Below are 25,612 nucleotides of genomic sequence, written 5' to 3' on the forward strand. Positions count from 1 at the left end.
TTCTTTGGGCTCTATAGTTTGATTAATAAAATTTGATAATTCATCTATAATATTCATATTTTTTATTTTTGTATAATAAAATTAATATTTATATTATATCTGTTACAAGCTATTTAGGGTTGCTATACCGGAAACGCTAACACAGAAACCGTCAAAAAGTATATACAGAATCAAAAAGGCAAATAATACAAGAGCCGGGATGAATCCCGGTTCGCTCCACGCCCACCTAATTTATTAGGTGGCTAACTCTCGCTTGTTAGTTTTCTGTTTTTCCATCAAATCATCAAATGTGGGATCATTGGCAAATATTCCCGCATATCTCATCTGAGGCGTAGTTGCATTTGGCTGAAGGTCTAAATTTACTTCAATAGTGACAAACTTACCTCTAATTAATTGGGCTTCTAGGGCAGATTTTACCTTCAAAATTGCCTCTGACTCCGTCCTGCCCTCAACCGTTAAATTTGGCATACCAATTACTGATGCCACAAACTTATCGTCGGATTGACTCTGAACAAAAACTTGATACTGCATGATGTATTTTATCCGATTATTTGAGTTTATTTAGAATTAATTCTTAATTCTTAATTCTTAATTCTACATTCTTCATTCTGACGATTCTTCTTCGTCGATGTCGATTGGATTAGGAACATCAAAAATAATCACAAATTCAGCCTCGGGCATCAGCCGTTTAAGGGCTGTCATATGACCCTCCGCATTAGATCGGTTACGGAAACGAGCGACAACGACTCGTTGCATCTGTGGTAACAAGCGAACGATTGCCCATGGGTATAGGCGTTGACTGTAAGACATAATAAAATTACCTCCTTTTGAGTGGGAGACCCAGAGCCAGCCCGTGACGCTCTAACATCTTGGGGCTGGCTCTTCACTTATCTCCTTTTGAGTGTTCCTTTTTCTATAATAGCATAAAAAATTAATAATTATAACATATTTTGAAAATTTTTGTAACAATTTTTTGAGGAACAGCGGATCTCGGAACAGGGAACAGGGTATAGGGTATAGGGTGTAGGGTGTAGGGTGTAGGGAGTCAGAAGTCAGAAGTTAGAAGTTAGAAGTTAGAAGTAGGGAGTAGGGAGTAGGGAGCTAGATGCGATGCTCCTTTAGAGCCGCTACGCGATTGGCCGTAGGCCACGCTAAAAGCGATCGCATTTACCCACCACAGCTATGTGCGATCGCATTTCCGTATCACAGCTAGATGTGATCGCTTTTACTGACCATAGCTAGATGCGATCGCATTTACTGACCATAGCTAGATGCGATCACATTTCCGTATCACAGCTAGATGTGATCGCATTTACCCACCACAGCTATGTGCGATCGCTTTTACCCACCACAGCTATGTGCGATCGCATTTACTGACCAAAGCTAGATGCGATCGCATTTACTGACCAAAGCTATGTGCGATCGCATTTACTGATCACAGCTATGTGCGATCGCATTTACTGATCACAGCTATGTGCGATCGCTTTTACCGATCACAGCTAGATGTGATCGCATTTACCGATCACAGCTAGATGCGATCGCATTTACTGACCAAAGCTAGATGCGATCGCATTTACTGATCACAGCTATGTGCGATCGCTTTTACCCACCACAGCTATGTGCGATCGCTTTTAGTGATCACAGCTAGATGCGATTGACCTGCTTGTCACGCTACGCGATTGACCTGCTTGTCACGCTACGCGATTGACCTGCTTGTCACGCTACGCGAACGCATTCACCCACCACAATCGATACTCTTCCCCCGATTCCCGATTCCCGACTCCCGACTCCCGATTCGCGCATTCTAAATTCGCGCATTCTAAATTCTAAATTCCCTGTAGTATCCACTGTCTAGAGAAGTATTTTTCACTTACGATTGAAAATTGTTATACTTACGGGTCATTCAACAGAAAAACAAAGGGAGCTTTTACCGAAATACCACCTGTAATTTATGAAGCTTACAATAGCAATTATTAATTGAAGCTTAGACAGCTAAGCAGAGTATATTTGGAGTTTAGGCAAAAGGCAATAGGCATGCTAGCAATAGGTAAAAATCCTGTGTATTTCATATATATCATAAACGCTATAACAACAGGATCCCTATCAAAAACGCGATCGCAACTAAAAACGTGAGGTCCATTCGCTTTTCCCCTATTCCCTACACCCTACACCCTACACCCTACTCCCTACTCCCTACTCCCTACTCCCTTAATAATCGCTAGTTAACCAAATCACAACTTAAGGACAAATCATGAAAAACAACTCAGAAATACCAATCCCCAATCCTGCCCAAACCATGATGGCGGATGACCAATCCATGACCAATTCACCAGAAACTATGGACAATCAAGACCTAGGGATGGCAACGCCTCCATCCATGGAACGCTCAGAAGAAATCATCAATATTGATGCCCGACGTCCCTATCCTCCCTATCCTCCCTATAACCCACCATCCCTAACCCTTGATACAATTACTACTGTTACTATGCCAGTGCTGAGTCCTGGTAACAATGGTGATGCGGTGCGATTTTTGCAGCAGACCCTAATTAGCTTGGGCTACACCATTGTTAAATTTAATGCCAATTTTGACCGATATACTTATCTAGGTGTGACTCAATTCCAACGCAGCAACCGTTTGAAAGTGGATGGCGTAGTGGGCTGGCATACTTGGCGTAAGTTGGGCGAAGCGAGCGTATCCCGGCGTCGCTATTAGGGAGTAGGGAGTAGGGAGTAGGGAGTAGGGAGTAGGGTGTAGGGTGTAGGGGGTTGAAATTAGTTTTCCCTATTGCTAGCATGCCTATTGCCTATTGCCTCTCGATTAATCCTTCGTCAAGGAAAAATTGACACAAAAATTCTATAGCAATCCGTGTAGGAATTGTGATCATTTTTGTTCCCTACTCCCTGTTCCCTGTTCCCTGTTCCCTGTTCCAAAAACCGTTGCACTGGACGCACAGTTGAGACACTAGAGATACTCCCCTTGCTTGGAAGTCCCGTTTTTATCAAAAGGTATCACAAAACCATTGCATTAGCCACACAGTTTTGAAAACCGTTGCACTGACCCCACACTTGAGAAAACCATTGCACTGGGCTTACAGTTGAGATACTCCCGCCTGCTCTCAAGCTCTCTGCTGCCTGATCAAAAAACCATTGCACTGGGAGCACAGTTGAGATACTCCCTGCTCCCTCGCAGAAAACCATTGCACTGGAAGCACACTTCTGAAAATTGCACTCAAGACACAGTTTTCCCTCTTGCCTCTTGCCTCTTGCTTACTCCCTTCTAATTGCTGCTATACTCAAACGGTTGGCTCTGAAAATTGCACTCAAGACACAGTTTTCCCTCTTGCCTCTTGCCTCTTGCTTACTCCCTTCTAATTGCTGCTATACTCAAACGGTTGGCTCTGACAGGAACCATCATCATGTACCAAATTCACGTGAAGGAAGCAGAGACTAGACTCGCGGCACTACTTGAAGCAGCAGCAGACGGGGAAAAAGTTTTGATTGTCCGTAGTGATGGGCAATCCTTTAGAATTGTGCCAATGATGGCAGTACAAGCAACCCCTAAGTTTGGTAGCGCTAAGGGCTTAGTGAAAATGTCAGATGATTTTGATGAATCGTTATAATATTGTAGGAAATAGTATATCAATCCTAAATGAATTGTGAGGATTTTTGTTCCCTGTTCCCTACTCCCTACTCCCTACTCCCTGTTCCCTGTTCCCTGTTCCCTGTTCCCTGTTCCCTTTGGTATATATCTATTGATTTTTGATTATAAAACTTAAATGTAGCAATGCCTGCTAAGGATATATTTCACGATGTTGTCAAAAAAGCACTTGTCCAAGACAATTGGGTAATTACTCACGACCCCTTAACTTTAGATTTACGCGATCGCCAATTACATATCGATTTAGGTGGCAAAAAGGTAAGGGGTCAGCAGTCAGTAGTCAGCAGTCAGCTTTTGAATAAAAGAGGTTAAGTCACAGCATCGTTCGCACAGCGTGGCCAAAGGCCAAAGCCTTTGCCACAAAGCTAATGAGCTTTTTCAATGAATTTCAGTTCTATAAAATCTCGAACTATTTAATTCTAGCGTTTTCCCATTGCGCATAGGCGCATGCTAGGGTAGTTTTATTTTAGCTGATGGCTGACAGCTGACAGCTGATAGCTGACAAGAGTATGACGTTAAACTGTTAGTCTTCGATCCTAACCAGGAGGTAATTATGCAATGGATAAATTAAACGAGTATCGTGAAGCGATTAAAAAAATATTGACCGATTACAGCAAAATTAAACCTTCGTTTGGTGATATAGACCGTTATACTTCGTTTGATCTAGAAAACGACCACTATCAAATTATTAGTGTGGGTTGGGAAGAGCATCGCCGTGTCTATGGCTGCTTGATTCACATTGATATTATCAATGACAAAATTTGGATTCAATACGATGGGACGGAATATGGTGTGGCGAATGAGCTTACTGATGTGGGAATTCCTAAGTATGACATTGTGTTAGCCTTTCACACTCCGTTCATGCGTCAGTATAGTGATTTTGCGGTCGGTTGATGGGAATAGGGAATAGGGAGTAGGGAGTAGGGAGTAGGGAGTAGGGAGTAGGGAGTAATGGAAAGAGCCCGTATTCAAAATTTTTTGTGAGTTGAATCGCAGAATTTTTCTTATACAGTAAGCTTTCTAAGTTTTTTGACTGTAAATTTAGCATAAAAGGTAATGAAGAACCGATTTTGCTTTTGTTTCAGGATTGTGACACCATAGGGATACAGCGTTTTTCATAACTATCAGGTAGACAGGATTTTTTCCCTCTTCCCTACTCCCTACTACTCCCTACTCCCGTCTTGATGCAGTCGCTCATGGGGGAAACCCCCAAGACCGCGCTGCATCGCTACTCCCTACTCCCTACTCCCTGATCCCTATTCCCTAAAAACATCTACCTCACCCAAATAATAATTACCATCAATGTCAGATATTAACAATTTTAAAGACTTACTAATTTGGCAAAAAGCCATGGATATAGCCGAAAAGTGTTATTTTTTAACTAAATTCTTTCCTAAAGAAGAATTATACGGTATGGTTCAACAAATTAGGAGAGCTGCAGTTTCTATTCCAGCCAACATAGCAGAGGGATATGGGAGAAGGTCAACTCCTGAGTACATTAGATTTCTTAATATTGCCCAAGGGTCAATTAATGAATTAGAGACACATCTTATTTTATCTTCTAGAGTAGGAATATCGAAGCAAACAGATATAGAATTGATTGTTTCTTTACTCACAGAAGAAACTCGAATGATTATTGCTCTGATTAGAAAGCTAGAGCAATGATAGGAAATAGGGAGTAGGGAGTAGGGAGCAGGTAAGAGGGAAGAGGGAAAAAATCGGCTCTTCCTTTATAGGGAATAGGGAGTAGGGAGCAGGGATTAGTGGGAAGAGGCCGTATTCAAAAAAATTTTTTATTTGAATAGTATAAGTTTACTTTTACAGTAAGCTTTCTAAGTTTTTTAACTGTGAATTCAGCATAAAAGGTACAGAAGAAACGATTTTTAAGAATACCAAAAAATCATCCAAGCTCTTTCCTAATGCTCCCTATTCCCTACTCCCTACTCCCTACTCCCTACTCCCTATGCAATAATAACGATAGACAACAATAGGGGAGTCATGAACATGAGCGAAGTTGTGTTTTTGGTTGAGGAAGATCCGGAAGGGGGTTATACAGCCAGAGCCTTAGGAGAGTCTATTTTTACCCAAGCAGACACGTTAGATGAGCTGAAAACGATGGTTCGGGATGCTGTTCAGTGTCATTTTGAAGGTAGTGATAAAGATGTAGTCGTTTCGCTACGGTCTGGTCAAGGTAACAGGATCTAAAATCACGAATTTTTTACCACTACTGCATTTTTAAAATATCTAACTCCCGACACTCCTCATCTCCCCACACTCCCGATTCCCGATTCCCAATTCCCGATTCCCGATTCCCGATTCCCGATTCTAAATTCTTCATTCTAAATTCGCGCATTCTAAATTCCCAATCACGCTCGCAAATAATATTGAAGACTCGCTCCAGTACGACCAGTGATCATCCAGACCACCGAGCGCCCTATATCCCGTGCCACTTTCAGCCAAGTTTCGTCGGGATTCTGGGAAGGAATGGCCACAGGGGTGAAGGCAATACCGTGACTGCCGAAAACAAAGAAGGCGATCGCTATCGACCGACGCATGTGAAAGTCTGAGGTGATTAGATACACATGGTGAATGTCATGGGTTCTGAAATCTTGAACCAGGGAGGTAAAGTTGGTGACCGTATCGATAGCACGCTGATCAAGATGTACTCGCTGATCAGGAATACCTGCTTCCTCAAAGATATTTTGGGCTTGTGGGGTGGGCAATCCAGACGAGACCCAAATATCAAGGTTGGGATGTTGCTGAGCAAACTCAGCTGTAAATGTTTCCCGTTCGATACCGCCACCTAGGGTCAGAATCAGCTGAGGAGTCGGGGATTGGAGATGGGCGAGTCCTAGGCGAATGGGGATAAAGGTAAGAATAATACATAGGATGGTAAGGGTAAATGCTACCCGCATTTTGCGTAGGGTTTTGCGAGGGTAGCTAAAGCCAGGTTTATTGGTGAAAGGTCGGCGTGACGATAAGTTTCCTTTCATAGATCAATACAAGGATTTTCCCGTAAGGTGATGTTATAGGGAGCAGGGAGTAGGGAGCAGGAAGTAGGGAGCAGAAGAGTCTTGGGGATCCAGTCCGGTCTTGATGGTTCCCCCCAATCTTCCCATCTCCCCAGCTCCCCATCTCCCCAGCTCCCCATCTCCCCATCTCCCCATCTCCCCATCTCCCCACACTCCCGATTCCCGATGCCCTGTTCCCAGATCCGCTGTTCCCTGTTCCCTAAAAACCAGAACTTTGTACCTCAACAATTTGAGAACTGCTATATATTAAGTTAATAAAACCATTAAGACAAGCAAAAGCCCCTACACTCCACCCTTTCCACGGATTGATAATATTAATAATTCCGGCGGCAGGAAAATGTCCTTTTGGTGCAGTAATATCGAAGGTTAAACTTGAATAGAAAGACCAGTTATCGTTAACACGCCAACCTAAGCGATCGCAATAGTCACACCAGACTTGATAGTTGGGATTTTGACTACCTTCAATGGTTTCCCAAATCTGCTTTTGCACAGAGAATCCAAACCTACCTTGGCTGTGTTGGTGCCAAATTTTGTCTATTAATTGCAGAGTGTGAGGGTTTAATTTATTGATAGCTGCGATGGTCAACCAACCTTCTTTTTGGCGTCCACTAATTTCAAGGAGTAATTTTGAGGTGGCTTTGTCTGCTTCTCGCCAATTTTGTACGGTGAGGAAGGTAGCTAACTGCTCGTAAGTTACAAATTGTTCTATTTCGATATGGCTTGGAGTTTTTTGCTTGGAGATAATATCACTCGTTGTCTGCTGTGGAGAAGGCTTGACAATTTTGCTGTTGCTGTGTTGAGTCGTGGGATTGGCAACTGCTACGGTAGTATAGTGTGTGGTTAATATCTCACCCTGGTTATCACCAAGGCGATTTACTAATGATGGCTCATGAGACGATTGGTTAAAATTGCTTGTTGAGTAAAATTGATTGATATAAATACGTGGCAGGGCATCAATCCCGTCGGTGTCTGTAGCCACAACAGCTAAAACTTGAATCCACAGATTTTTAGCCGCTTCTAGTTCACCTTTGGTTTCTGCTTGTAATGCCGAGTTTTTGAGAGTGTTAATATCTTGCTTGGTGGCATGTTTAGCAATCAGAATCCGATGCGGTTGAGGTGATATCAGAGCTGGGGTTTGGTCTGATTGATGATATTGTTGGACAAGGTGAGATACTCGATGGTGCAAATAGTTGTCTAATTTGGCGACAGTTGAGCATTGTCCTCTATCTCCTAATCCTTCCGTAAGAGCATAGGCAAATACACCGTATTTTAAAAAGGGAATATCATAGGACAATTGACTAGACGACTGGGCGAAAAATGTGGTACTATTATGATTATTTGATTTGGCGTAATCAAGATGTTCTGGATAAGAATCAGTCTTTCTTTCTTGATAGAAAATATCTAACAATAAAATGGTATTACCAGCACCACACTTGTTCAGGTAGTTGGTAATTTCAGCAATGGAAATGGCAGTATTTTCGATATCAGTAAGTTTGCCATCTACAGGCATTAAATAATTAGAGCCCTTATGGTTAATTCCATGGCCGCGAAAAAAGAACCAGAAATTGTCAGTTGGTTCCAGAAATGGCTCCATGGACAAATGGGCTATAAAATTTAAAAGATTTGCCCGTGTGGGAATTATCCCTTGTTTAGTTGTATCGGTAAATACAAATACTCGCTCAAACCCTAAGTCTTCCCTAAATAGCTTTTGTACTAACCACGCATCATTGCTGGCATAGTCTAATGGTTGTAGGAATTGGTATTCATTAATACCAATAGCGATCGCATAATTTTTGCTCATAAATAAATTAGGCTCAAGATAGCGATTTTTACTTGGGTGAGGTAAAGCTTCCTAGGTTCTAGGGAACAGCGGTTCTGGAAACAGGAAAATTTACTTGTATTCGACCACTTATGATAGCCTAGCTGCTTGACATTACTATGTTGATATCGTAAATTAATTGACGCTATTATAAAACTTTGGATAGATAATAATAAAGCAGTCAGCAGTCAGCAGTCAGCAGTCAGGTTATAGCAATTCTCTTTCCCATGAGGCACAAAGGGATCCCCCTAAATCCCCCTTAAAAAGGGGGACTTTGAGAGTAATATCCAGCCATTTTATTCACCCTGCTCCCTGCTCCCTATTCCCTGTTCCCTGTTCCCTATTCCCTGTTCCCTTATATGGCACTGCGATCCACGTAATAAGAACCCAGAACAATCACATCCATGTTGGTTCTTAAGAAGCACTTGATAGCTTCCGATGGCGTGCGAACAATTGGTTCGTTTTCATTTAAGGATGTGTTCAATATTATGGGGATACCTGTCCGTTCTTTGAAGGTATTAATTAAATCCCAATAGAGGGGATTGGTATGGCGACTGACACTTTGCAGTCTTCCGGTACCATCGACGTGGGTAATAGCAGGAATGAGTTCCCGTTTTTCAGGACGAATTTTAAAGACTTTTTCCATGAACGGTACAGGTTCGTTCAGTTCAAAAAATTCGCTGACATCCTCTTCTAAAATACTGGGAGCAAAGGGACGGAATTTTTCTCGGAATTTGATTTTTAAGTTGATAATATCCCGCATATCAACCCGTCGAGGGTCGGCAATTAAGGAACGATGTCCTAATGCCCGGGCACCAAATTCCATCCGTCCTTGATACCAACCAATCACGTTTCCTGCGCACATTGAATCAACCACTTGATTCAATAACTCGTCCCGGTCTAGCTTTTTGGGTTCCAAATTATGCTCTTGGAGTGCTGACAAGCATTCAGCATCGGAAAATTCACTACCCCAGAACGCATGTTCCATCACAAAATTGCGGGGTTGTTTCAAAATCTGGTTCCAGACGTAGAAAGCGGCTCCAAAACAGGTGCCATTATCCGCAGCACCAGCAGGAATATAGATATTTTTGAAAGGAGTGTTTTGGGTAATTTTACCGTTGGCAACGGAGTTCATGGCTACTCCCCCTACCAAACACAAATTATCGCTGGGGAATTTTTTGTGTAACTCGTTGATGAGGTGGAAGATAATTTCTTCGGTAACCGCTTGTAGGGATTTGGCAATATTTTGGTGTTTGGTCGTCACTTCGGACTTGGGTGTGCGCGCGGGTCCCAATAATTTCTCTAAGGCTGGACTGTGGAAGGGTTGTACCCTGGGTGCGCCATCGTCCCAGCTCATGGCAATTCCTTCCAGGTGGTGGTTGAAATAGTCTAAATTCAGTTCAAAGCTGTCACCCTTGGGATAAATCAACTGGCGGAATTCTTCCAGATATTCCGGTTCACCGTAGGGTGCTAGTCCCATGACTTTGTATTCATCACCGTAGGCTGGGAATCCCAAGTATAGGGTAATGGCATTATAGAGGTAACCGATGGAATGGGGAAAATGGGTGCGAGAGAAGTATTCGAGTTCATTTCCCCGTCCCGCTGCGAATAATGTGCTGACGAAATCCCCCATGCCATCGATGGATAAAATTGCTGCTTCTTCAAAAGGGGAGACGAAGAAACCGCTAGCAAGATGGGTGGTATGGTGTTCGAGGTTGTGGATGTGAGCGCGAATATCGGTTTCGTTGCATCCGCAAGCGTTAGCTAATTCTTGTTTGAGGCTAGTTGATTTGCTTTGCTTGTTGAATCTATCCAGTAAGGAATTGAGGGAAGGACGATTTTTGATGGTAAATAAGAGCTTTTTGTTGAGGTTTGCTTTGGGATTGAAGGAAACAGCAACATGGTCTAAATCTTTAGCAGTAATTCCGCCAACTTCCAGACAGTAACGGATTGATTCTGATGGAAATCCTGCCCAATGTTTGACACGGTTGAATCTTTCTTCTTCAACGGCGGCGATGAGTTGACCGTTTTGAACTAAACTTGCGGATGCATCACCGTGATAAGCGTTTATACCGAGAATGTTCATATAGGGTTTTGTTGTGAGTTTGAAGTTAAGAGTGTTAAATTATTGGTGGTGATGGATCTGATACTTGGTTTCTAATCAAAAACTAAATTTTTACTATGGATTAAGTATTTCAGGATGATAAAAAATATTGGCAATTAATATTTGCTTTACTTAATCCAGTTATTTAAAAAAAATTAAGTTATACTTTCCGAAGTAAGTTTACTTAGTTCCTTCTATACAAATAGCATTGGATAAACGGTCTTCACTTTCAACATCACTAAATCTTTCATCTGACCAATCACCGTAATTGCACTTTCGTATATTCTTGAATCCATGCTGAGCAAACGCATTTTTAAATGATGCTTCATCCCACATCCATTGATGTCTGGAGTTGGAAAAGGCTTCCTGCAGCCTATCATAAACACTGCTTCTCTTTCCTTTGTGACCCAGCCATGAGGTTTCCATGAAGTGATGAGCTGCATTTTCACTTAAAGTACTATCTGAACGCTGCTTTATATAGATAGCTATGTGTTGCTCTAAGTCAGGGACAACTGCACGAAAAATACCCCCTGGTTTTAAATAAGAATAAATGTTGCTCATGGCAATATTGAAATCTGATAAACTCAAGTGCTCAAGAACATGAGATGCATAAATAATATCACATTGATTATGATCAATTTTCAAGCCTTTAACTATGTCACCATGATAAATATTCTTTGGCCATTTTGGTGCTCTAATTAAGGTTATTAATTGATTTCCAAGAATAGGAATTTTAGATATTTTAAGAGTTAAAGATGTATCTATATTTAGCCAGTATTTTGGAGCTGTAAGACCGCATCCAATATGTAACAATATACCACTTGATTTGATTATTATATTATCCATAAATTTAACATCTAAAAAGTGCCAAATAATTTATTATTTATCTTTACAAATAATCTTTACAAAAATGCTACTAGTTTAAATTTAGCAAAACAGTTTTAAAATTATTTATCTTTGATTATCAATCATATTACTCAATCGGGACTTTTCCCATTGGAATGCATGTTCAACAATAACCTGAAGACTATCAAACTTTGGATGCCATTCGGTATGCTGAAGTATTTTAGTTACATCTGCAACAACTTCAGGGGAATCCCCGGTTCTTCTATGAGTGACCTCGACGGGAAAATCAACCTTGGAAATTTCTTTAACTGTATTGACAACTTCTCTAACGCTATAACCTTTACCATAACCACAATTGTAGATATTCGATTCGGTACCTTCTGCAAGATGCTTAAGTACTATTAAATGGGCATTGGCTAAGTCCGTAACATGGATGAAGTCGCGAACCCCAGTTCCGTCAGTAGTTGGGTAATCATCACCAAAAATCTGTAACTTGGAGCGATGACCTAGGGCAGTTTGACAGGCTAGTTTGATCAGATGGGTTGCATTAGGTGTGTTTTGTCCGAGTCTCCCTTCTGGGTCGCTACCTGCCACATTAAAATAACGGAGGATTCCATACCGGAACCAAGGTTCAGCTTTAGCCAAATCTTGAATCATCCATTCACTAATTAGTTTGGTACGACCATAAGGACTAATCGGCGAAAGAGGCATAGTCTCAGTCACTGGTACCACATCAGGAATACCATATACAGAGGCACTAGAAGAAAAAATAAAGTTTGGTACCTTGTATTTTTTAACTACCTTAAGTAAGTTAATGGTATTGGTAACATTATTTGAATAGTAAGTCAGGGGGTATTGTACAGACTCCGGTACTACAGAACTAGCTGCGAAATGCATTACAGCTTGAAATTTTTCCTGTTGGAAAATGTCATCCAATAGCCCTTGATCAGATAAATCCCCTTGAATTAATCTGGCAGGAGGCAGAACAGCATCGGCAAAACCTTTAGATAAATTATCAAGTACTGTAACCTGATAGCCTGCTTCAATTAGCGCTAATACAGCATGGGAACCAATATAGCCAGCCCCACCAGTTACAAGAATATTTAGATTTATTTGTTTAGCAACCATAAAAATACTTTGATAACAAAAATTACAATATTTTTTATAAAAAATAGATTGAATATAGCGTTTATCGTAGCTATGAGGTACACATTATTTTTTACCTCTTACCTCTTACCTCTTATCTGCTCCCTGCTCCCTGCTCCCTGCTCCCTGCTCCCTGCTCCCTGCTCCCTATTTCAACAGTTAATTTTACTTTGGTCCGACTAGTTACTTTACTTCATCGCAACATCAAACAAAAATTTCCTCATCACTGGCATCGTAATTTTACAATCTGCCCTTTGCCGTATAATTTCCAAGTTTTTAGTTTGAGCTTGCTGACGCAATTCAATATTATCTAACGCCAATTTCAAACAGGTTGTCAGCTCATCAGCTTGATTCGGATCGAACAGAAAACCATTTTCACCATGGTTAATCCACTCTCGGATTGATTCAAGACCACTCATAATCGGAAAAGCTCCACAAGCCATAGCTTCTAGCATGGTATTAGGAATACCATCTGTTAAGGAGGGTGAAACAATGGCAGCAGCCTGTTGGAGAAGAGAAACTAATTTTGACTGGCTTAGAAAAGGCTCAATAGTAATCATGGTCATATCAATACCTTTTTTTCGAGTCATTAACTCAACTACAGGAATAGCGGATTGGGTTGCCAGCAAGGTATATTGAACATCTTGATAGTCTGGAAGTTGCTGCAATGCTAGAACACTTTCTAAAAAAGTATCTATTTTCATATAGGGAGTTAATCCCCGTGGGTAAACGATCCATCGTTTGCGCCGATTAGCTGCAAGACCAGGCTCAAATACTGATAAGTTCACACCGCCATTACCAGGAAAAATTTTAGCTGGCTTGTCCGCTGGAAAGCCGTAATGTTTCGCAAGTTGAATATCGCGATTACAATCTGATAGTAAAGCATTTATTATTTTGACTGTTATCCCAGTCAGCCAAGCTTGGATTTTATGGCGATTGGCCATATAAATAAAGTCTGAGCCTTGGGTAAAAAGCACTTTTGGGCAAGCCACTGTTGTCAGTGCTGCAATATATCCTTCATTCTGAGTGCGGAAGGCAATTACTAAATCTGGTTTGATTTGATTCAGTTTACGTTTTGACTCAAATGTTTGGAATGGTAGATTTACTAGCTTCAGAAAGTTCCATTGCTCCCATAAGGAAAACATAACTTTCATTAACTTAATTTTCAGTAAACTGGGATAATTGTTAGTCTTCTTAGGTTGTTCTAGAGACGAACTAGACTGCTTGACAAAAGCATTGCCTACTCTGAGGGGAGTAGGGAGTATAAATAGTTTAACCTTTTCAAGGGGGTCACAATTGTAAGTACTCAGTAAATAAACATCGTCACCCTCTGCGACAAAATAGCGAACCCAGCGACGAAAATTATTCGACCTTCCATCAGCTATAAATGCAATTTTCATTAAAAATAAATTTAAAATGTTATTGATTTTAACAATTAGGATATTTTTTTGTTGATCCAAGATTTTTTAAAAACAAACAATAAAATGTAGAAAACCAGCATAACTGTTGCGATTCTTACAAAAGAAAAATTTTGGTACCAAACTCCACGTAAAAGCATGAAGCCGCAAGTTAAATACCATGCCATAAAAAAGATACTATTAAGTTTAAATGATTTTTTTAATAACCATGTAAAAAAGTATGAAATAATAGCAGATACAAAGAAGCATCCCAATACACCAAAATTTGCGTAAGCTTCTGCAGGCTCAAAAATTCCTCCTTGGCTCATTATGGTTCCATTCACCCCAGTATGCCAAGCTAAGTCGAGCTTATCAAATTCTGAAGGACGGATGAAACCTGGTAGCGATCTCGGTATCATATGAAGATAGCTTTCCCCTTTTAAAAAGTCTGAAATAGCAAGTTCTCGCTGAGCAATCATCCCGTAGAATCCACCTATCATATGACAAGCGGTTTCCATCCATAAAACTTGATGTCCCTTAATTGTCGGAAAGAGCAGATCCCGAAAATTAACTACATTTTCAATGAGTAATGAAAATATATCCAAAGATGGATTATAGCGCCAGGTAGCTATCGCAGTAGAGACAAAATAACCCACAATTATAGCTAATACTAAAAACGGCAAAATGTTTCTAGATAATTTTAAACCTGCTTTCAACATCAGCAATCGGTAATATACATTGGTTATACGGAATCTCTCAATAATAGATAAAATATAAATACTTAAAATCAGTATTGGGAGCATATAGTCCGCTCGACTACCTACTAAAAAACCCATAAAAAATCCCAATACTAATAAAGAATAAATAATCCACTTTTCTTTTGAGTTAATAACTTGAAGCGAAATTACTCCTAGTGAAGCAAAAAATATTTGAAAAATATTGAAAACAGCGAATTTTACCCCAATTCCGACTGCTTCACCACTCGAATATGCTTTTCCAGCTGCAAGTATACCTCCACTTGCAAAAACATACAAAATACCAAAAAAAATAGATCCTATACAGCCTACGGTTGCAAGTAAATTACGTTGGGAACGTATGAAATATAAAGCATTTTGAGTTTTCAGTAAATTTTTCCTGATTCTAAGACTACCTAAGTACCATCCAAAAGTTGCTCCAAAAACTGATAGAGCACCCCCAGTTACGAGTATTGTTGTTGTACTAAGTGTTTGATATTCATAACCTAAATAATGAGTCCGGATTACTCCTTGAGACAGCCACCAAAGTATAGAGGTAGCATAAACAGGTAAAAAAATTAGAAAATATCTAAAAGTGATAATTATATTTTGATTAAAAGATGGAATAGTAAAAACAGCATGAACAGTCATTAATAAAGTTGATATTATAAAAAAATCATAAGAATCCCCAACTATAAAATGGTAGTAGCTATAAGAAAAAAAAATTAAAATAGATATAATAATAGTTATATTAATACCATTTTTTGCGTCTTGTGTTTTGGGTATATTTGTCAAAGAACTAATTTCAATTGTCATTGTCATTCTTATTATTTTTATATAAAAGCTTTAAATTTGAATTTAAAAATAATAGTTTTAACTATCTAATTGTAGTAGTAATAAAATTTTTAAAATCCTATTTAATAAATTAATAATAAAACTTCTTAACTAGTATTAAAAGCTTTGTTTTTGATCAAGATTTAATATTTTATTATTCACGAGGTTGTTACCCCGTGAATTCTGTTTCATAATCCAAATTTTTGAACACTTAAGAATTTGCTAAGGCATACTGAACTGCTTGCATCAATCCTTCAGCAAAATAATCTGGTGAGAATTTCTGAATATGTTCTAAAGAAGCTTGGCTCATTTTTTCCAAGTTGATATCGTCCGAACTCATTTTGACCATTAATTCGGTGAGTTGTTCAGGGTTTTCGGGGTCAAATCCAAAACCGTTAACACCTTCAATTATTAAATCTTCAAAGCAACCGCAGCGGTTAGATACAAGCACAGGTAAACCTGCTGCCATTGCTTCGTTTACTACTAATCCCCACTGTTCTTGGATACTCGCATGGATAAAGGATTTTGCATGGGCAAAGTATGGCAGTAGTTCATCTTGTTGAAGAAATCCAGGTAAATGAACAGAGTCTTGTAGATTTAATTCAGCAATCTGCTGTTCAATTTCCACACGAAGTTCACCGTCACCACATAGGACTAAATCCCAAGCATTAACTCCTGCTGTCTGACGATAATTGCCATAGGACGAGATCAGTGTAGAGAGGTTTTTCTTGGGTACAAACCGATTGATTGCTAAAAAATAAGGTTTTTGATGAGGAACAGGAAGAGACTTAATCTTATTGGGATTAAAGTCATCATTGCCGACTACGTCACAGCCAGTAAATATACTCTTAGGATTCATCCCTAATTTAATTAAATAGCGTTTTTGCGGCTTGCCACCAACTAAAGCAGTTTTGTAGCCCTTTAGAAACCAACGTTTAAAATTTTCACGCCACCAACTACGATGTGCATCATCTTCCTTTGTCTCAGATAACAAAATTGTAGGTTTTTGATGCAAAATACTCCATAAAAAAGCATATAGCATACCGATATCAGCATAACCAGCAATTGCTATAACGTCAGGATTTATTTGAGAGAGAACTAAAGAAAGTTTGTTAATTAATACAGTCGTTTTAACTTTTTCACGTGGTTGATCAGAAATTATAGAAATAAATTTATCATTCCAATTATCAATTTTAGTTTTCCATGGATAAATTGTTTCATAACGAGATAATTCTATACCAACAACATTACAATTAAAATGATGAAATTTTTTTTGAGAAGCGGCTAATCTTGAAAAATGATATGGACCGTAATTAATAAATAAAATAGCTATCAACATTTTTATTATGATGTCATTTAAAAAAAATTGTCATAGCTGAATGTTTAACTAAAAACATTCTAAGAGTATTATACGCTGTAATTATCTTGAAAATTGAAATGAACATCATAAGTATTACAGTATCAAGCTTTCAAGATTTTTTTTTATAAAAAAAATAGATCAGTGATTTTCTTTAAGGGATTTCTATTATGAGCGACTGTATCAAGACAATGTTCCGAAAACCCACACTTTTGACTCTGCACTCTCCGGTGCATTTAATTTTTAGAAAAAATTGATAATCATAAGCAAGTGCAGACACGCTCTAGATAACACTTTCTATTGTCGCTATAGTCTTTTGAATCACCTTATCCCAAGTAAAATGCTCTCTAACTATAGATTGGCTTTTTATTTTCTTGTTCATTAACTCTTGATCAGAAGCATGAATGGCATCAATTAAAGCCTCATGAAGTTGATGTGTACTACCTGGGCTAATTAACCAACCATTTTCTTCAGAGACCATTTCACTTACAGCACCAACATCTGTAGCAATTACAGCTAGTCCAGAAGCCATTCCTTCCAGAATAACAGTAGGCATACCTTCCGAATGGCTCGGACATACAAGCACATCACATTGTTTAAAAATTAATTGAAGCTTTTCGACATCTTTAATTAAGCCCCAATATCTTACGCGAGGAGCCTTTATTTGTACGTATTTTGGTATTGATCCTACGAAATTAAATTCAAATTCAAATTCTGGAAGTAGTTTATTAATAACACTACACAGTTCTTCTATACCTTTTCTACGCTCATAACGACCAACAAATAAAAATTTTATTGGTCTATATATTGGCTTTACAGTTGGAGATATCCAAGTATTTTCAATACCATTAGCTATGTCATGTATTTTTGTAAAATTTATACCGATAGAATAAATAATATTAGATAATTTTCCACCTAATGATAAGCATATATCAGCACTATGCAAATTTTTGTTAACAAATGGACGAAACATAATTTTTTCAAGACTTTGTCGGAGTGTTTTTGATTTTTGAAACATCTCTAAGCCATGAAAGTTAACTCCAACAGGTGGAGTATTTAAGCCATTTTGCTTAGCTTCAAATAACTTCCATCCACTAAAACCTTGGACATAAATAAAATCGAAATCATGGATATTATCGATAGCATTTAAAATATTCTTGGAATAAAGATAACAAGCTCTCAAATAATGTCCAGGAAAATTTACTACTTTAGGAAAATCAACTGCAATAATTTGAATATATTTATCCTCTTCGTCGCTAAATAACTTTTCAACACCAGTATCTTCAGTATTACTTAGATAATGATATACAGTAACATATATGTTATTTTTTGCCAGATATTTAGCTAAATAGTAAGAATGTTTTTGCATTCCCCCAATAACATAGGGATATATACCGTCAGTCAGTAGAGCTATTTTCATCTATTTTTTTTATTACAAAATCAAAACCATTAGATTGTCTTAAACATTCAAGTTTATAGTAATTTACAGACATTATAATTGCTTGATTATGACAGTTTTTACGAAGTAGTCGTAATCCAAAATAAGCAAAAATTGATTTTAATGCAATCAGCGCTCTTATTATTATTGCAATTAAACCACGTAAAAACTTAATGTTTATAGGATAAAATAGGACAGCCAGATGATAGTCGATACCGAACCTACCTCCGCCACTAATTTTATCCAATTTCATTCCATTAATGTTCGAGAAATGTTCTAGCGCCTTAAAAGACAAATGTGAATATGATATTTCATGAAAACATTCCATGAACGCCACATATCCTACAAATAACCCATTAGGCTTTAAAACTCTAGAAACTTCCTCAAATGCCTTTGATACATTGGGAACATGCTCAAGTACTGCATCCATCACAGCTATGTCAAATGATTCATCTTCAAATGGTAAGTTTTCGGCATCACCTACAACCGTATGTGCCCCACCCTCAAAAGGTTCTACACCTACCCATGTTCCACCAGCATCTTCAACAATTTTCTTGTTTGCTCCAAAACCGCAACCAATGTCAACGACTTTTTTATTTTGGACTAAATCAATCAAGTTATAAATTTTTTGATTGATAAATATTTCACAATTTGGCAATTGATCTTTTAGTGAAAGACCCCGAACTCCTTTACCCATATATATTTATCTGATTAATTATAAATTAAGCAAAAGTTTATTATAAATTAATAAATATCAAGAAATCAAAAACTTAGTTAATTTTGTAAATCCTCGAATTTTCCAAAAACCAGCATTAAGGATAAATTTGTAGATTTCTAACAAAGTTTTTGAACTACCATCAAAAATCAACGAACTAATAAAGGAATTTTGAAGTGCTTCTTGCAACTCATATTTATGAGTATCATTCATAAAACCTTTTGATGCTTCAATTGCAAAACGATACATGATTGATAATGTAGTACCTCGCAAGCAACGGATATATCGTTTTTTTAAATTTTTTTCGTAGTTTGAAGATTGAATTAAACGATATATAGACTGCTGAAAAATCGTAGATGCTGTTACATATTTTTTGCCTAAATCATAAGCATTAAAAGTATTTTTTTCTAGTGAAACACGGTAAAAAAAATCAGGGAATTCATCCTCAATAACAAAATATTTTAGGCCAAATAATAAAGCCCGTGTATGCAAATCCACATCTTGAAGACGAGGCAAGTCTTCATCAAAACCATTAATTTGATGAAGACTATCTTTTGACCAAAGAACAGAAGTTATATTCCAAGGCAAATCGTGTCTGAGAAAAGATTCAAGATGATATTTAGAATTTTTTGGTCGCCATACCTCTTTTTTATCTCCAACTTGATATAAGAAAGTACCTCCGGTAAAAACATTAAAGTCTAGTTTGTTTCTTTGAATATGATTTAGGCGGTTTTCAATACAATGAGGTGCTAAAACATCATCCGAATCCAAAAACAATATATAGTCAAATTTTGATGCTTTCCACCCGATGTTGCGAGCTGCATTAGCTCCTCTTTTTTCTTTTTTAGTATGCTCTATACAAATTCGCCGATCTTGACTCGCTAGCTGTAAGGCGATTTGTAGTGAGTTATCAGTAGAGCCATCATCGACAAAAATGACTTCCCAATTAGCACAGCTTTGATTGATTACTGATTTGATAGTCTGTGTGATAAACGGTGCTTTGTTGTAGTTAGCTATAACAATAGAGATCATTAGGCTACGCCTTTACAATATTTTCATGGTCTTCACGATAACAACCGCGTGTGTCAACTACTAAATTGCTATTTTCTAAAATTAGCTCATAATTAAATGCGTCATGAGCGGTTGCTAAAATCACGCAATCCATTTGTGATAAAATATCAGAATTTATTTCAACTGAGTTAAGTTCAAAATGGTATCGCCGTTTTTTAGGAAAAACAGGTACGTGAGGATCAGAATAAGAAATAATTCCTCCTTTGTCTTGCAGGAGTTTCATTAATTCTACAGCCGGAGATTCTCGTGAGTCATCAACGTTCTTTTTATAAGCAATCCCAAGAACTAGAATTTTCGAGTCTTTAACAGGCTTACCTCGCTCATTAAGAGCATCCATCACTTTGTTAACTACCCACTCTGGCATGGCTGTATTGACTTCACCGGCAAGCTCAATAAACCGAGTGTGAACACCATACTCACGAGCTTTCCAAGTTAGGTAAAATGGGTCGATGGGAATGCAGTGACCGCCAAGACCAGGACCGGGATAAAAAGGTGTGAAGCCAAAAGGTTTTGTGGCAGCAGCATCAATAACTTCCCAAATATTAATTCCCATGCGGTCAGTTACGGTCTTCAACTCGTTCACTAAACCAATATTGACAGCCCGATAGATATTTTCTAAAAGCTTCGTCATTTCCGCTGCTTGAGTAGAACTGACGGGAACAACTTTCTCTACCACCTGGTTGTATAGAGTTACGCCTAAGTCCAAACATAAAGGTGTTGATCCACCAACAATTTTGGGTATATTATGAGTTGTAAACTTCTTGTTTCCAGGGTCTTCTCGCTCTGGAGAATAAACTAAGAAAATATCCTCACCAATTGTTAATCCCTTACTTTCTATCCTTGGTCTAATTTCTTCTTCTGTTGTCCCTGGATAAGTTGTACTTTCCAAACTCAGAAGTTGTCCCCTACGTAAATGAGGAGTGAGGGAATTAATTGTATTAATGACAAAGGAAAGGTCTGGTTCGTGATGAGTTCCCAGAGGAGTAGGAACACACAGAATTAATGCATCAGCTTCTCTGACACGAGTAAAATCATCCGTAGCCAACAAGCGACCTGTCTGATGTGCAGAGGCTACTCTATCAGTACCGATGTGCTTGATATAGCTCTGACCATTATTTAGTTGCTCAATTTTTGTCGTGTCAATATCAAAGCCCAGGACATTAAATCCAGACTCTACGAAGCGCAGCATTAAGGGTAAGCCGACATAGCCTAAGCCAACAATGCCAATAATTGCTTGTTTGGATTGAATAGTTTCGAGTAGTTTAGTATTTAACATAATTGATGAAGTATTTTTAGTGATAAATCGTTAACTGCTAATTGACTGGTAAATATTTGCTAGTCTTACACCCTGTTGGCCAGCATCATATTCTTGTTCCACATATCCACGCCCAGCCTCAAGCATTTTGCTCCATTGGTCAGGATTATTAATCAACCACTTAAGATGACTAAGCAATCCATCCACATCCCGTTCTGGTGCTAACAAACTTCGCACGCTATTTTTAGTTACTTCTGGGATATCACAGTGCTTGGTACTTACAACGGGCATTCCCGTACCAATCATTTCAATAATTGCTACAGGTGCACCACCTTCTGTATCACCATCATTTGATGTAACACTAGGTGAGATAAAGACATGATGCTTGTAAGCTTCTTCTAATAAAACCGCATGGGGTTGATAACCTAACATACGAACCTTTGACTGAAGGTTGTATTTTTCGATAGCAGTGAGAATTGTTTGTTTCTCTGCCTGACTTCTATGATCGGGACTAGCATCACCAATAATAGTTAGTTTCAGAGGAAGTTCATGCTGCAATTGCCCCAAAGCTTCTATGGCATAGGGAATGCCCTTTTTCTCACGAAAGGAAGCGGCGATAAGTACATGCAAAGCTTCAGAAGGATTCCATGACCGAGGTTTAAAGGGAATCTCTTCAATCGCAATACCTAAATGATGAACTTGAATCTTATGTTGTGGACAGCCTAACTCAGCAATGCACTGAGCCATGTGGGAGCCTTCACAAAGAATACAGTCTATATGCTTAAACAAGGTTTGATAGCGCTGAAGCCACTTGGGATATTGCTTAGGCATAAAGTTAACATCGTAACCGTAGAATGTAGCGATATGCTTTAAATTTGCTTGTTTTGCAGCCTTAATATTATACCAAGCGGTATTACCAAAGTGGGAGTGCAAAATATCTGCTTTATATTTTTCGGCTATTTTAACCAGTAATTGTGAGAAAGCAAATTGATATAAGTAGCTCGAACCTCTCAGTTTACCTAATCTTTGATATAGATTAGTTAACCTTGGCAGTAATTCTGAACAAGAATGGATATTAGGTAAACTAAATTGATCCAAATTCCTTGTAGTTTGGCAGATAATATGATTTTCAATTTCGTCTGGCAAATTGCGAATCTGATTATACAGCCAGTTTTCTGTTAAAGGGAGCCAGTTATCATTACTGTGAAGCACAGTTATATTTTTATGATTTAATGCCTGATTTATCATCTCTTGACTCCTAATGTAGCCAATAATTCCTGCATCTGCTCTCTATTAATCAACCAACTAGCTAACAAGTAAGTAATCAATCCTGTAGGCACCAGTATGCTTAATACCCAAGCACTGGCTAGACTTGTGGGCAAAACCAACATCTTTAAACTCATCAGCACCCCAAGCATCAATAAGCTTGCCAGAAATGGTCGCCAAAGCACTGGAATCAAGTCACTTACCCGTAAATTTATGAGGCGAAAAGGAATTGCAAAACTTGGATAGGTGACGAGCAAAGAAGCAGTTGCATAAGCCGTAGCCACCCCAACTATGCCCCATTGCAATCCAATCACGATTCCAAGGGTAAGTAATGTTCCCGAACCAATACCCCAGCGAAGCATCCAATCTGTACGACCTTTGGAAGTATAGATTGTACCGACTGTTGTTCCTATAGATTGAACAATTCCTACAGGAATCAGAATCATCAGTAACACAATTACAGGCTGCCATTGAGAACCAAACAATGTCAGGATAAATGGTTCAGAAATAGCCCACAGACACATCATGACCGGAAAACTAACTAGGGCAATCGTGGCAACAACCTTAAGATAAGCGCGCCTAAATCTAGCATTGTCGTTTTGTACCTGAGAAAAAGCCGGAAACATTACCTTCCCAAGTACTCCAGAAATATTCTGCAAGGGGTAAAGCATGAGGCGATAGGCTAAGGTGTAATATCCTAATGACTCAGATCCTAAAAATTTTCCGATTAAAATATAGTCTGCATTTCTAATAAAATAGTTAAATATATTAAACCCAGTTAAGTTCAAGCTATAACGGCCAACCTGTCTCACCTCGTTCCAGGAAAAAACTAATTTTGGTTTCCAAGCAGTTGTTATCCAAAGTAAAACCGTTGTAACCGTAACAACGGTTACCGATTGATAAACTAAGCTCCATACTCCAAAGCCTAGGAATGCTGAAACAATACCAATCGCAGATCCATTAAAGACTGCAAAAATTTCTATATTGGCTAATTTATTGAATGCTAAATCTTTTTGTAGAATAGCGTTTTGTAAAATGCTGATACTGGAAATCAAAAATGCACAGGAAAGAACCATCAGCACTGGAGCAATTCTTGGTTCCTCATAAAACTTAGCTACTAAGGGAGAAATTATGAAAAGAATAATTGTTCCCAGGATACCAAAGCCTACATTAATCCAAAAAATGCTATGGACAAGAGATTCAGAAAGATTATTTTTCTGGATTACTGCTGCTGATGTACCTAAGTCCTTAAAAAGTTCTACAAATCCAATTACAATGGTTGCCATACCCAGCAAGCCAAAATCATCAGGAGAGAGCAAACGACCAAGAATAGCTGTAGTGGCAAACTGCATCAGCTGTCGCGCAATTTGTGAAACTGAAGACCATTTAATACCGGAAGTAGTCTTCTTACCTAGACTCATTGTATTTTAGTAATCCATAAACTTACATGGTTTTCTCTTCTACCTATTAAAGATATTTTTTTGATTTCTTGTTTGATTTTATAAATCCAATCAATTAGATAAACGTAAAAACTATGTTGTAGATATTTCGGTAGTTTATTGATAATTTTAATACGACGATGATCAGGATTTTTTAATCCTGTTTGTTCTATTTTAACTATATAATTACTACTATCAATAATAGTAATTATTTCTTTTTCAGTAGTCCATTGTAAAGTGTCTAGCCCCAGAGTTGGTTTACCTATTAATTTTAGGTAAATTTTTGCAATTTTTTTATTCATTTTTGGTAAAAAAGGTATTCTATAATGAGGTTCAAAAAAACTATTATAATCAGGACATTGTATGTATAGACAACCACCAGGCTTGAGCACACGCAGCATTTCTATAATACAAGTTTGAACACATTGAACATGCTCTAAAGTTTGATAGGTAGTAACAATATCAAAAAAATTATCTTCAAAGGGTAAAGATTCCCCGACCCCTTCTAATATATGATCTGCATAGCTTGAAGAATAATTACATGCGTTAATTTTTTTCAAAAAGTATTCTCGTTTCCATGTTTCAGGTTCAACACCCCATACATCGTATCCATGGTTCAAGCCAAATAAAACAAAAGTACCACACCCAGCAGCCATATCTAGAATTTTACTATTGAGTTCACTTTTTTCTTTAATTACTTTCCATCTTCCAGTATAGTCTTTTTGAACATCAAACCAATTATTCGTGACCCGCTCAAGCCACTGATTATCTTGTATGCCAAAATACTTTTCTACCTCTGTTTTAAGATTTTCTCTAAGAAAATTTTTGACATCAATTAATTTAATTTTTTCTGGGCTACTACTATATACATCCATGTCCATTGTTCTGTTTTGTCAATCTTATCTAGAATATACGAAAAACCCTGAATTAATAATCCAATAGCATCAATTAACCGAAGCAAACGTAATAAACTACGATTGCTTCGATATAAATTATAAACTAATAACTGACCAAATGTTACCCAAAATCCTGAAAGGGCTTTGATTTCTACAATTTCAAATCCAGTTTTTTCAAATAAATATTTTAATCCATATTTTGAATATCTATAAAAGTCTCTAGGTTCTTCATGTAAATGCCATATAAATGGAACAGAATAAATGGCTATACCACCGATTTTAAGAACTCGATTACATTCTATTAAAGCTAATTCTGGCTCTTCTAAATGTTCTAAAACAGCCGTACATAGAGCAGAGTCAAAAGAATAATCTTCAACTGGTATTTGATAAGCTGTACCAATTAAATCAATATGGGATTTATCATGAAATGTACCTTCATGGTCAACTCCAATGTGTTCTTGTATGTAGCTAGAGAGGAAATATTTGTAAGGTTTAGTTCCACAACCAATATCAATTAACTTTCCTTTTAAATGTCTAGAGGCACATGATTTCAACTCCCGGTCGTGAATTGAGTTAATTAAAATATTTTTAAATTCCTTGGCCAT

At 38.0% G+C, this 25,612-nt stretch carries 30 protein-coding genes; 9 read left to right on the top strand and 21 right to left on the bottom strand.

All coding sequences use genetic code 11. The features are described from left to right. Positions 1–234: 234 nt before the first annotated feature. Together F6K52_RS05360 and F6K52_RS05365 are read right to left on the bottom strand one after the other, a co-directional pair. The gene (locus tag F6K52_RS05360) at positions 235–531 is read right to left on the bottom strand and encodes a hypothetical protein (protein WP_293075096.1); all 297 of its coding nucleotides are present in this window, start codon (positions 529–531) and stop codon (positions 235–237) included. Between the two features lie 72 nt (positions 532–603). Next, on the bottom strand, positions 604–810 hold the full coding sequence (locus F6K52_RS05365; RefSeq protein ID WP_293075098.1) for a hypothetical protein: 207 nt from the start codon (positions 808–810) through the stop codon (positions 604–606). Positions 811–1,242: 432 nt separating this feature from the next. Between F6K52_RS05365 and F6K52_RS05370 the strand changes: the two genes are divergently transcribed. The 6 genes from F6K52_RS05370 (at position 1,243) to F6K52_RS05395 (ending at position 4,552) form a co-directional block, all read left to right on the top strand. Next, a complete protein-coding gene (locus F6K52_RS05370) occupies positions 1,243–1,377 on the top strand; it encodes a hypothetical protein (protein WP_293075100.1) in 135 nt (44 codons plus the stop codon). Positions 1,378–2,251: 874 nt separating this feature from the next. After that, a complete protein-coding gene (locus F6K52_RS05375; RefSeq protein ID WP_293075102.1) occupies positions 2,252–2,713 on the top strand; it encodes a peptidoglycan-binding domain-containing protein in 462 nt (153 codons plus the stop codon). Positions 2,714–3,095: 382 nt separating this feature from the next. Then, positions 3,096–3,281: a hypothetical protein gene (locus F6K52_RS05380; RefSeq protein WP_293075104.1), complete on the top strand. Its 186-nt coding sequence runs from the start codon at positions 3,096–3,098 to the stop codon at positions 3,279–3,281. Between the two features lie 33 nt (positions 3,282–3,314). Continuing rightward, on the top strand, positions 3,315–3,620 hold the full coding sequence (locus F6K52_RS05385; RefSeq protein WP_293075106.1) for a hypothetical protein: 306 nt from the start codon (positions 3,315–3,317) through the stop codon (positions 3,618–3,620). Positions 3,621–3,784: 164 nt separating this feature from the next. Then, positions 3,785–3,970 (top strand): element excision factor XisH family protein, encoded by a 186-nt coding sequence (locus F6K52_RS05390; protein ID WP_293075108.1) that lies wholly within the window; start codon positions 3,785–3,787, stop codon positions 3,968–3,970. Between the two features lie 246 nt (positions 3,971–4,216). Next, complete coding sequence (locus F6K52_RS05395) at positions 4,217–4,552, top strand: XisI protein (RefSeq protein ID WP_293075111.1); 336 nt, start codon at positions 4,217–4,219, stop codon at positions 4,550–4,552. Here the strand turns inward: F6K52_RS05395 and F6K52_RS05400 are convergent. After that, positions 4,518–4,706, bottom strand: a complete 189-nt coding sequence (locus F6K52_RS05400; RefSeq protein WP_293075112.1) for a hypothetical protein — start codon at positions 4,704–4,706, stop codon at positions 4,518–4,520. The two genes, F6K52_RS05395 and F6K52_RS05400, sit on opposite strands and share 35 nt — an antisense overlap. Before the next feature lie 254 nt (positions 4,707–4,960). Here F6K52_RS05400 and F6K52_RS05405 point away from each other — a divergent pair, with 254 nt between their 5' ends. Further along, positions 4,961–5,323, top strand: coding sequence for a four helix bundle protein (locus F6K52_RS05405; protein WP_293075114.1), 363 nt, complete (start codon positions 4,961–4,963; stop codon positions 5,321–5,323). 339 nt (positions 5,324–5,662) lie between these two features. Next, on the top strand, positions 5,663–5,863 hold the full coding sequence (locus F6K52_RS05410) for a 2-oxoisovalerate dehydrogenase (protein WP_293075116.1): 201 nt from the start codon (positions 5,663–5,665) through the stop codon (positions 5,861–5,863). Positions 5,864–5,882: 19 nt separating this feature from the next. Here the strand turns inward: F6K52_RS05410 and F6K52_RS05415 are convergent, their stop codons facing one another. The 7 genes from F6K52_RS05415 to galE form a co-directional block, all read right to left on the bottom strand. Continuing rightward, a complete protein-coding gene (locus tag F6K52_RS05415; RefSeq protein ID WP_293075118.1) occupies positions 5,883–6,011 on the bottom strand; it encodes a hypothetical protein in 129 nt (42 codons plus the stop codon). Between the two features lie 13 nt (positions 6,012–6,024). Next, the gene (locus F6K52_RS05420; protein ID WP_293075120.1) at positions 6,025–6,651 is read right to left on the bottom strand and encodes a YdcF family protein; all 627 of its coding nucleotides are present in this window, start codon (positions 6,649–6,651) and stop codon (positions 6,025–6,027) included. Positions 6,652–6,684: 33 nt separating this feature from the next. After that, positions 6,685–6,915: a hypothetical protein gene (locus tag F6K52_RS05425; protein ID WP_293075122.1), complete on the bottom strand. Its 231-nt coding sequence runs from the start codon at positions 6,913–6,915 to the stop codon at positions 6,685–6,687. Beyond that, positions 6,890–8,491 carry a GUN4 domain-containing protein gene (locus F6K52_RS05430; protein WP_293075124.1) on the bottom strand — a complete coding sequence of 534 codons (1,602 nt, stop codon included), beginning with the start codon at positions 8,489–8,491 and terminating at the stop codon, positions 6,890–6,892. Before F6K52_RS05430 ends, F6K52_RS05425 begins: the two co-directional genes overlap by 26 nt. A gap of 373 nt (positions 8,492–8,864) precedes the next feature. Further along, positions 8,865–10,595: a carbamoyltransferase gene (locus F6K52_RS05435; protein WP_293075126.1), complete on the bottom strand. Its 1,731-nt coding sequence runs from the start codon at positions 10,593–10,595 to the stop codon at positions 8,865–8,867. Positions 10,596–10,793: 198 nt separating this feature from the next. Beyond that, positions 10,794–11,459: a methyltransferase domain-containing protein gene (locus tag F6K52_RS05440; protein WP_293075128.1), complete on the bottom strand. Its 666-nt coding sequence runs from the start codon at positions 11,457–11,459 to the stop codon at positions 10,794–10,796. Positions 11,460–11,564: 105 nt separating this feature from the next. Beyond that, complete coding sequence (gene galE / locus F6K52_RS05445) at positions 11,565–12,587, bottom strand: UDP-glucose 4-epimerase GalE (protein WP_293075130.1); 1,023 nt, start codon at positions 12,585–12,587, stop codon at positions 11,565–11,567. Between the two features lie 72 nt (positions 12,588–12,659). Here galE and F6K52_RS05450 point away from each other — a divergent pair, with 72 nt between their 5' ends. Further along, on the top strand, positions 12,660–12,788 hold the full coding sequence (locus F6K52_RS05450) for a hypothetical protein (RefSeq protein ID WP_293075132.1): 129 nt from the start codon (positions 12,660–12,662) through the stop codon (positions 12,786–12,788). A 5-nt stretch (positions 12,789–12,793) separates the two neighbouring features. Here F6K52_RS05450 and F6K52_RS05455 read toward each other — a convergent pair whose 3' ends face one another. The 11 genes from F6K52_RS05455 to F6K52_RS05505 all read right to left on the bottom strand — a co-directional run bounded on the left by F6K52_RS05455 (position 12,794) and on the right by F6K52_RS05505 (position 25,612). After that, the gene (locus F6K52_RS05455) at positions 12,794–14,005 is read right to left on the bottom strand and encodes a glycosyltransferase family 4 protein (protein ID WP_293075135.1); all 1,212 of its coding nucleotides are present in this window, start codon (positions 14,003–14,005) and stop codon (positions 12,794–12,796) included. Positions 14,006–14,040: 35 nt separating this feature from the next. Next, positions 14,041–15,552, bottom strand: a complete 1,512-nt coding sequence (locus F6K52_RS05460) for a hypothetical protein (RefSeq protein WP_293075137.1) — start codon at positions 15,550–15,552, stop codon at positions 14,041–14,043. Positions 15,553–15,781: 229 nt separating this feature from the next. Next, positions 15,782–16,909, bottom strand: a complete 1,128-nt coding sequence (locus F6K52_RS05465; protein ID WP_293075139.1) for a glycosyltransferase family 4 protein — start codon at positions 16,907–16,909, stop codon at positions 15,782–15,784. Between the two features lie 301 nt (positions 16,910–17,210). Further along, complete coding sequence (locus tag F6K52_RS05470) at positions 17,211–18,347, bottom strand: glycosyltransferase family 4 protein (protein WP_293075141.1); 1,137 nt, start codon at positions 18,345–18,347, stop codon at positions 17,211–17,213. Beyond that, positions 18,325–19,062, bottom strand: a complete 738-nt coding sequence (locus tag F6K52_RS05475; protein WP_293075143.1) for a class I SAM-dependent methyltransferase — start codon at positions 19,060–19,062, stop codon at positions 18,325–18,327. The genes F6K52_RS05470 and F6K52_RS05475 overlap by 23 nt, the downstream gene beginning before the upstream one ends. A 57-nt stretch (positions 19,063–19,119) precedes the next feature. Continuing rightward, entirely contained in the window at positions 19,120–20,112 is a 993-nt protein-coding gene (locus F6K52_RS05480) for a glycosyltransferase family 2 protein (RefSeq protein ID WP_293075145.1), read from the bottom strand. A 4-nt stretch (positions 20,113–20,116) separates the two neighbouring features. Continuing rightward, entirely contained in the window at positions 20,117–21,427 is a 1,311-nt protein-coding gene (locus F6K52_RS05485) for a nucleotide sugar dehydrogenase (RefSeq protein ID WP_293075147.1), read from the bottom strand. A gap of 30 nt (positions 21,428–21,457) precedes the next feature. Beyond that, positions 21,458–22,654, bottom strand: coding sequence for a glycosyltransferase (locus tag F6K52_RS05490; RefSeq protein WP_293075149.1), 1,197 nt, complete (start codon positions 22,652–22,654; stop codon positions 21,458–21,460). Beyond that, positions 22,651–24,093, bottom strand: coding sequence for an MOP flippase family protein (locus tag F6K52_RS05495; RefSeq protein ID WP_293075151.1), 1,443 nt, complete (start codon positions 24,091–24,093; stop codon positions 22,651–22,653). The genes F6K52_RS05490 and F6K52_RS05495 overlap by 4 nt, the downstream gene beginning before the upstream one ends. Further along, positions 24,090–24,986 carry a class I SAM-dependent methyltransferase gene (locus tag F6K52_RS05500; RefSeq protein WP_293075153.1) on the bottom strand — a complete coding sequence of 299 codons (897 nt, stop codon included), beginning with the start codon at positions 24,984–24,986 and terminating at the stop codon, positions 24,090–24,092. The genes F6K52_RS05495 and F6K52_RS05500 overlap by 4 nt, the downstream gene beginning before the upstream one ends. After that, positions 24,947–25,612, bottom strand: coding sequence for a class I SAM-dependent methyltransferase (locus F6K52_RS05505; protein WP_293075156.1), 666 nt, complete (start codon positions 25,610–25,612; stop codon positions 24,947–24,949). The genes F6K52_RS05500 and F6K52_RS05505 overlap by 40 nt, the downstream gene beginning before the upstream one ends.

The sequence above is a fragment of the Moorena sp. SIO3H5 genome (genome assembly GCF_010692395.1).
GTDB lineage: Bacteria > Cyanobacteriota > Cyanobacteriia > Cyanobacteriales > Coleofasciculaceae > Moorena.

Excerpts from the sequence above, each read along its gene's own strand:
- F6K52_RS05360 (WP_293075096.1), bottom strand. The coding sequence starts at position 531 with ATGCAGTATCAAGTTTTTGTTCAGAGTCAATCCGACGATAAGTTTGTG.
- F6K52_RS05365 (WP_293075098.1), bottom strand. The coding sequence starts at position 810 with ATGTCTTACAGTCAACGCCTATACCCATGGGCAATCGTTCGCTTGTTA.
- F6K52_RS05370 (WP_293075100.1), top strand. The coding sequence starts at position 1,243 with ATGCGATCGCATTTACTGACCATAGCTAGATGCGATCACATTTCCGTA.
- F6K52_RS05375 (WP_293075102.1), top strand. The coding sequence starts at position 2,252 with ATGAAAAACAACTCAGAAATACCAATCCCCAATCCTGCCCAAACCATG.
- F6K52_RS05390 (WP_293075108.1), top strand. The coding sequence starts at position 3,785 with ATGCCTGCTAAGGATATATTTCACGATGTTGTCAAAAAAGCACTTGTC.
- F6K52_RS05395 (WP_293075111.1), top strand. The coding sequence starts at position 4,217 with ATGGATAAATTAAACGAGTATCGTGAAGCGATTAAAAAAATATTGACC.
- F6K52_RS05400 (WP_293075112.1), bottom strand. The coding sequence starts at position 4,706 with ATGCTAAATTTACAGTCAAAAAACTTAGAAAGCTTACTGTATAAGAAA.
- F6K52_RS05405 (WP_293075114.1), top strand. The coding sequence starts at position 4,961 with ATGTCAGATATTAACAATTTTAAAGACTTACTAATTTGGCAAAAAGCC.
- F6K52_RS05410 (WP_293075116.1), top strand. The coding sequence starts at position 5,663 with ATGAGCGAAGTTGTGTTTTTGGTTGAGGAAGATCCGGAAGGGGGTTAT.
- F6K52_RS05415 (WP_293075118.1), bottom strand. The coding sequence starts at position 6,011 with ATGCGCGAATTTAGAATGAAGAATTTAGAATCGGGAATCGGGAATCGG.
- F6K52_RS05420 (WP_293075120.1), bottom strand. The coding sequence starts at position 6,651 with ATGAAAGGAAACTTATCGTCACGCCGACCTTTCACCAATAAACCTGGC.
- F6K52_RS05430 (WP_293075124.1), bottom strand. The coding sequence starts at position 8,491 with ATGAGCAAAAATTATGCGATCGCTATTGGTATTAATGAATACCAATTC.
- F6K52_RS05435 (WP_293075126.1), bottom strand. The coding sequence starts at position 10,595 with ATGAACATTCTCGGTATAAACGCTTATCACGGTGATGCATCCGCAAGT.
- F6K52_RS05440 (WP_293075128.1), bottom strand. The coding sequence starts at position 11,459 with ATGGATAATATAATAATCAAATCAAGTGGTATATTGTTACATATTGGA.
- galE (WP_293075130.1), bottom strand. The coding sequence starts at position 12,587 with ATGGTTGCTAAACAAATAAATCTAAATATTCTTGTAACTGGTGGGGCT.
- F6K52_RS05450 (WP_293075132.1), top strand. The coding sequence starts at position 12,660 with ATGAGGTACACATTATTTTTTACCTCTTACCTCTTACCTCTTATCTGC.
- F6K52_RS05455 (WP_293075135.1), bottom strand. The coding sequence starts at position 14,005 with ATGAAAATTGCATTTATAGCTGATGGAAGGTCGAATAATTTTCGTCGC.
- F6K52_RS05460 (WP_293075137.1), bottom strand. The coding sequence starts at position 15,552 with ATGACAATTGAAATTAGTTCTTTGACAAATATACCCAAAACACAAGAC.
- F6K52_RS05465 (WP_293075139.1), bottom strand. The coding sequence starts at position 16,909 with ATGTTGATAGCTATTTTATTTATTAATTACGGTCCATATCATTTTTCA.
- F6K52_RS05470 (WP_293075141.1), bottom strand. The coding sequence starts at position 18,347 with ATGAAAATAGCTCTACTGACTGACGGTATATATCCCTATGTTATTGGG.
- F6K52_RS05475 (WP_293075143.1), bottom strand. The coding sequence starts at position 19,062 with ATGGGTAAAGGAGTTCGGGGTCTTTCACTAAAAGATCAATTGCCAAAT.
- F6K52_RS05480 (WP_293075145.1), bottom strand. The coding sequence starts at position 20,112 with ATGATCTCTATTGTTATAGCTAACTACAACAAAGCACCGTTTATCACA.
- F6K52_RS05485 (WP_293075147.1), bottom strand. The coding sequence starts at position 21,427 with ATGTTAAATACTAAACTACTCGAAACTATTCAATCCAAACAAGCAATT.
- F6K52_RS05490 (WP_293075149.1), bottom strand. The coding sequence starts at position 22,654 with ATGATAAATCAGGCATTAAATCATAAAAATATAACTGTGCTTCACAGT.
- F6K52_RS05495 (WP_293075151.1), bottom strand. The coding sequence starts at position 24,093 with ATGAGTCTAGGTAAGAAGACTACTTCCGGTATTAAATGGTCTTCAGTT.
- F6K52_RS05500 (WP_293075153.1), bottom strand. The coding sequence starts at position 24,986 with ATGGATGTATATAGTAGTAGCCCAGAAAAAATTAAATTAATTGATGTC.
- F6K52_RS05505 (WP_293075156.1), bottom strand. The coding sequence starts at position 25,612 with ATGGCCAAGGAATTTAAAAATATTTTAATTAACTCAATTCACGACCGG.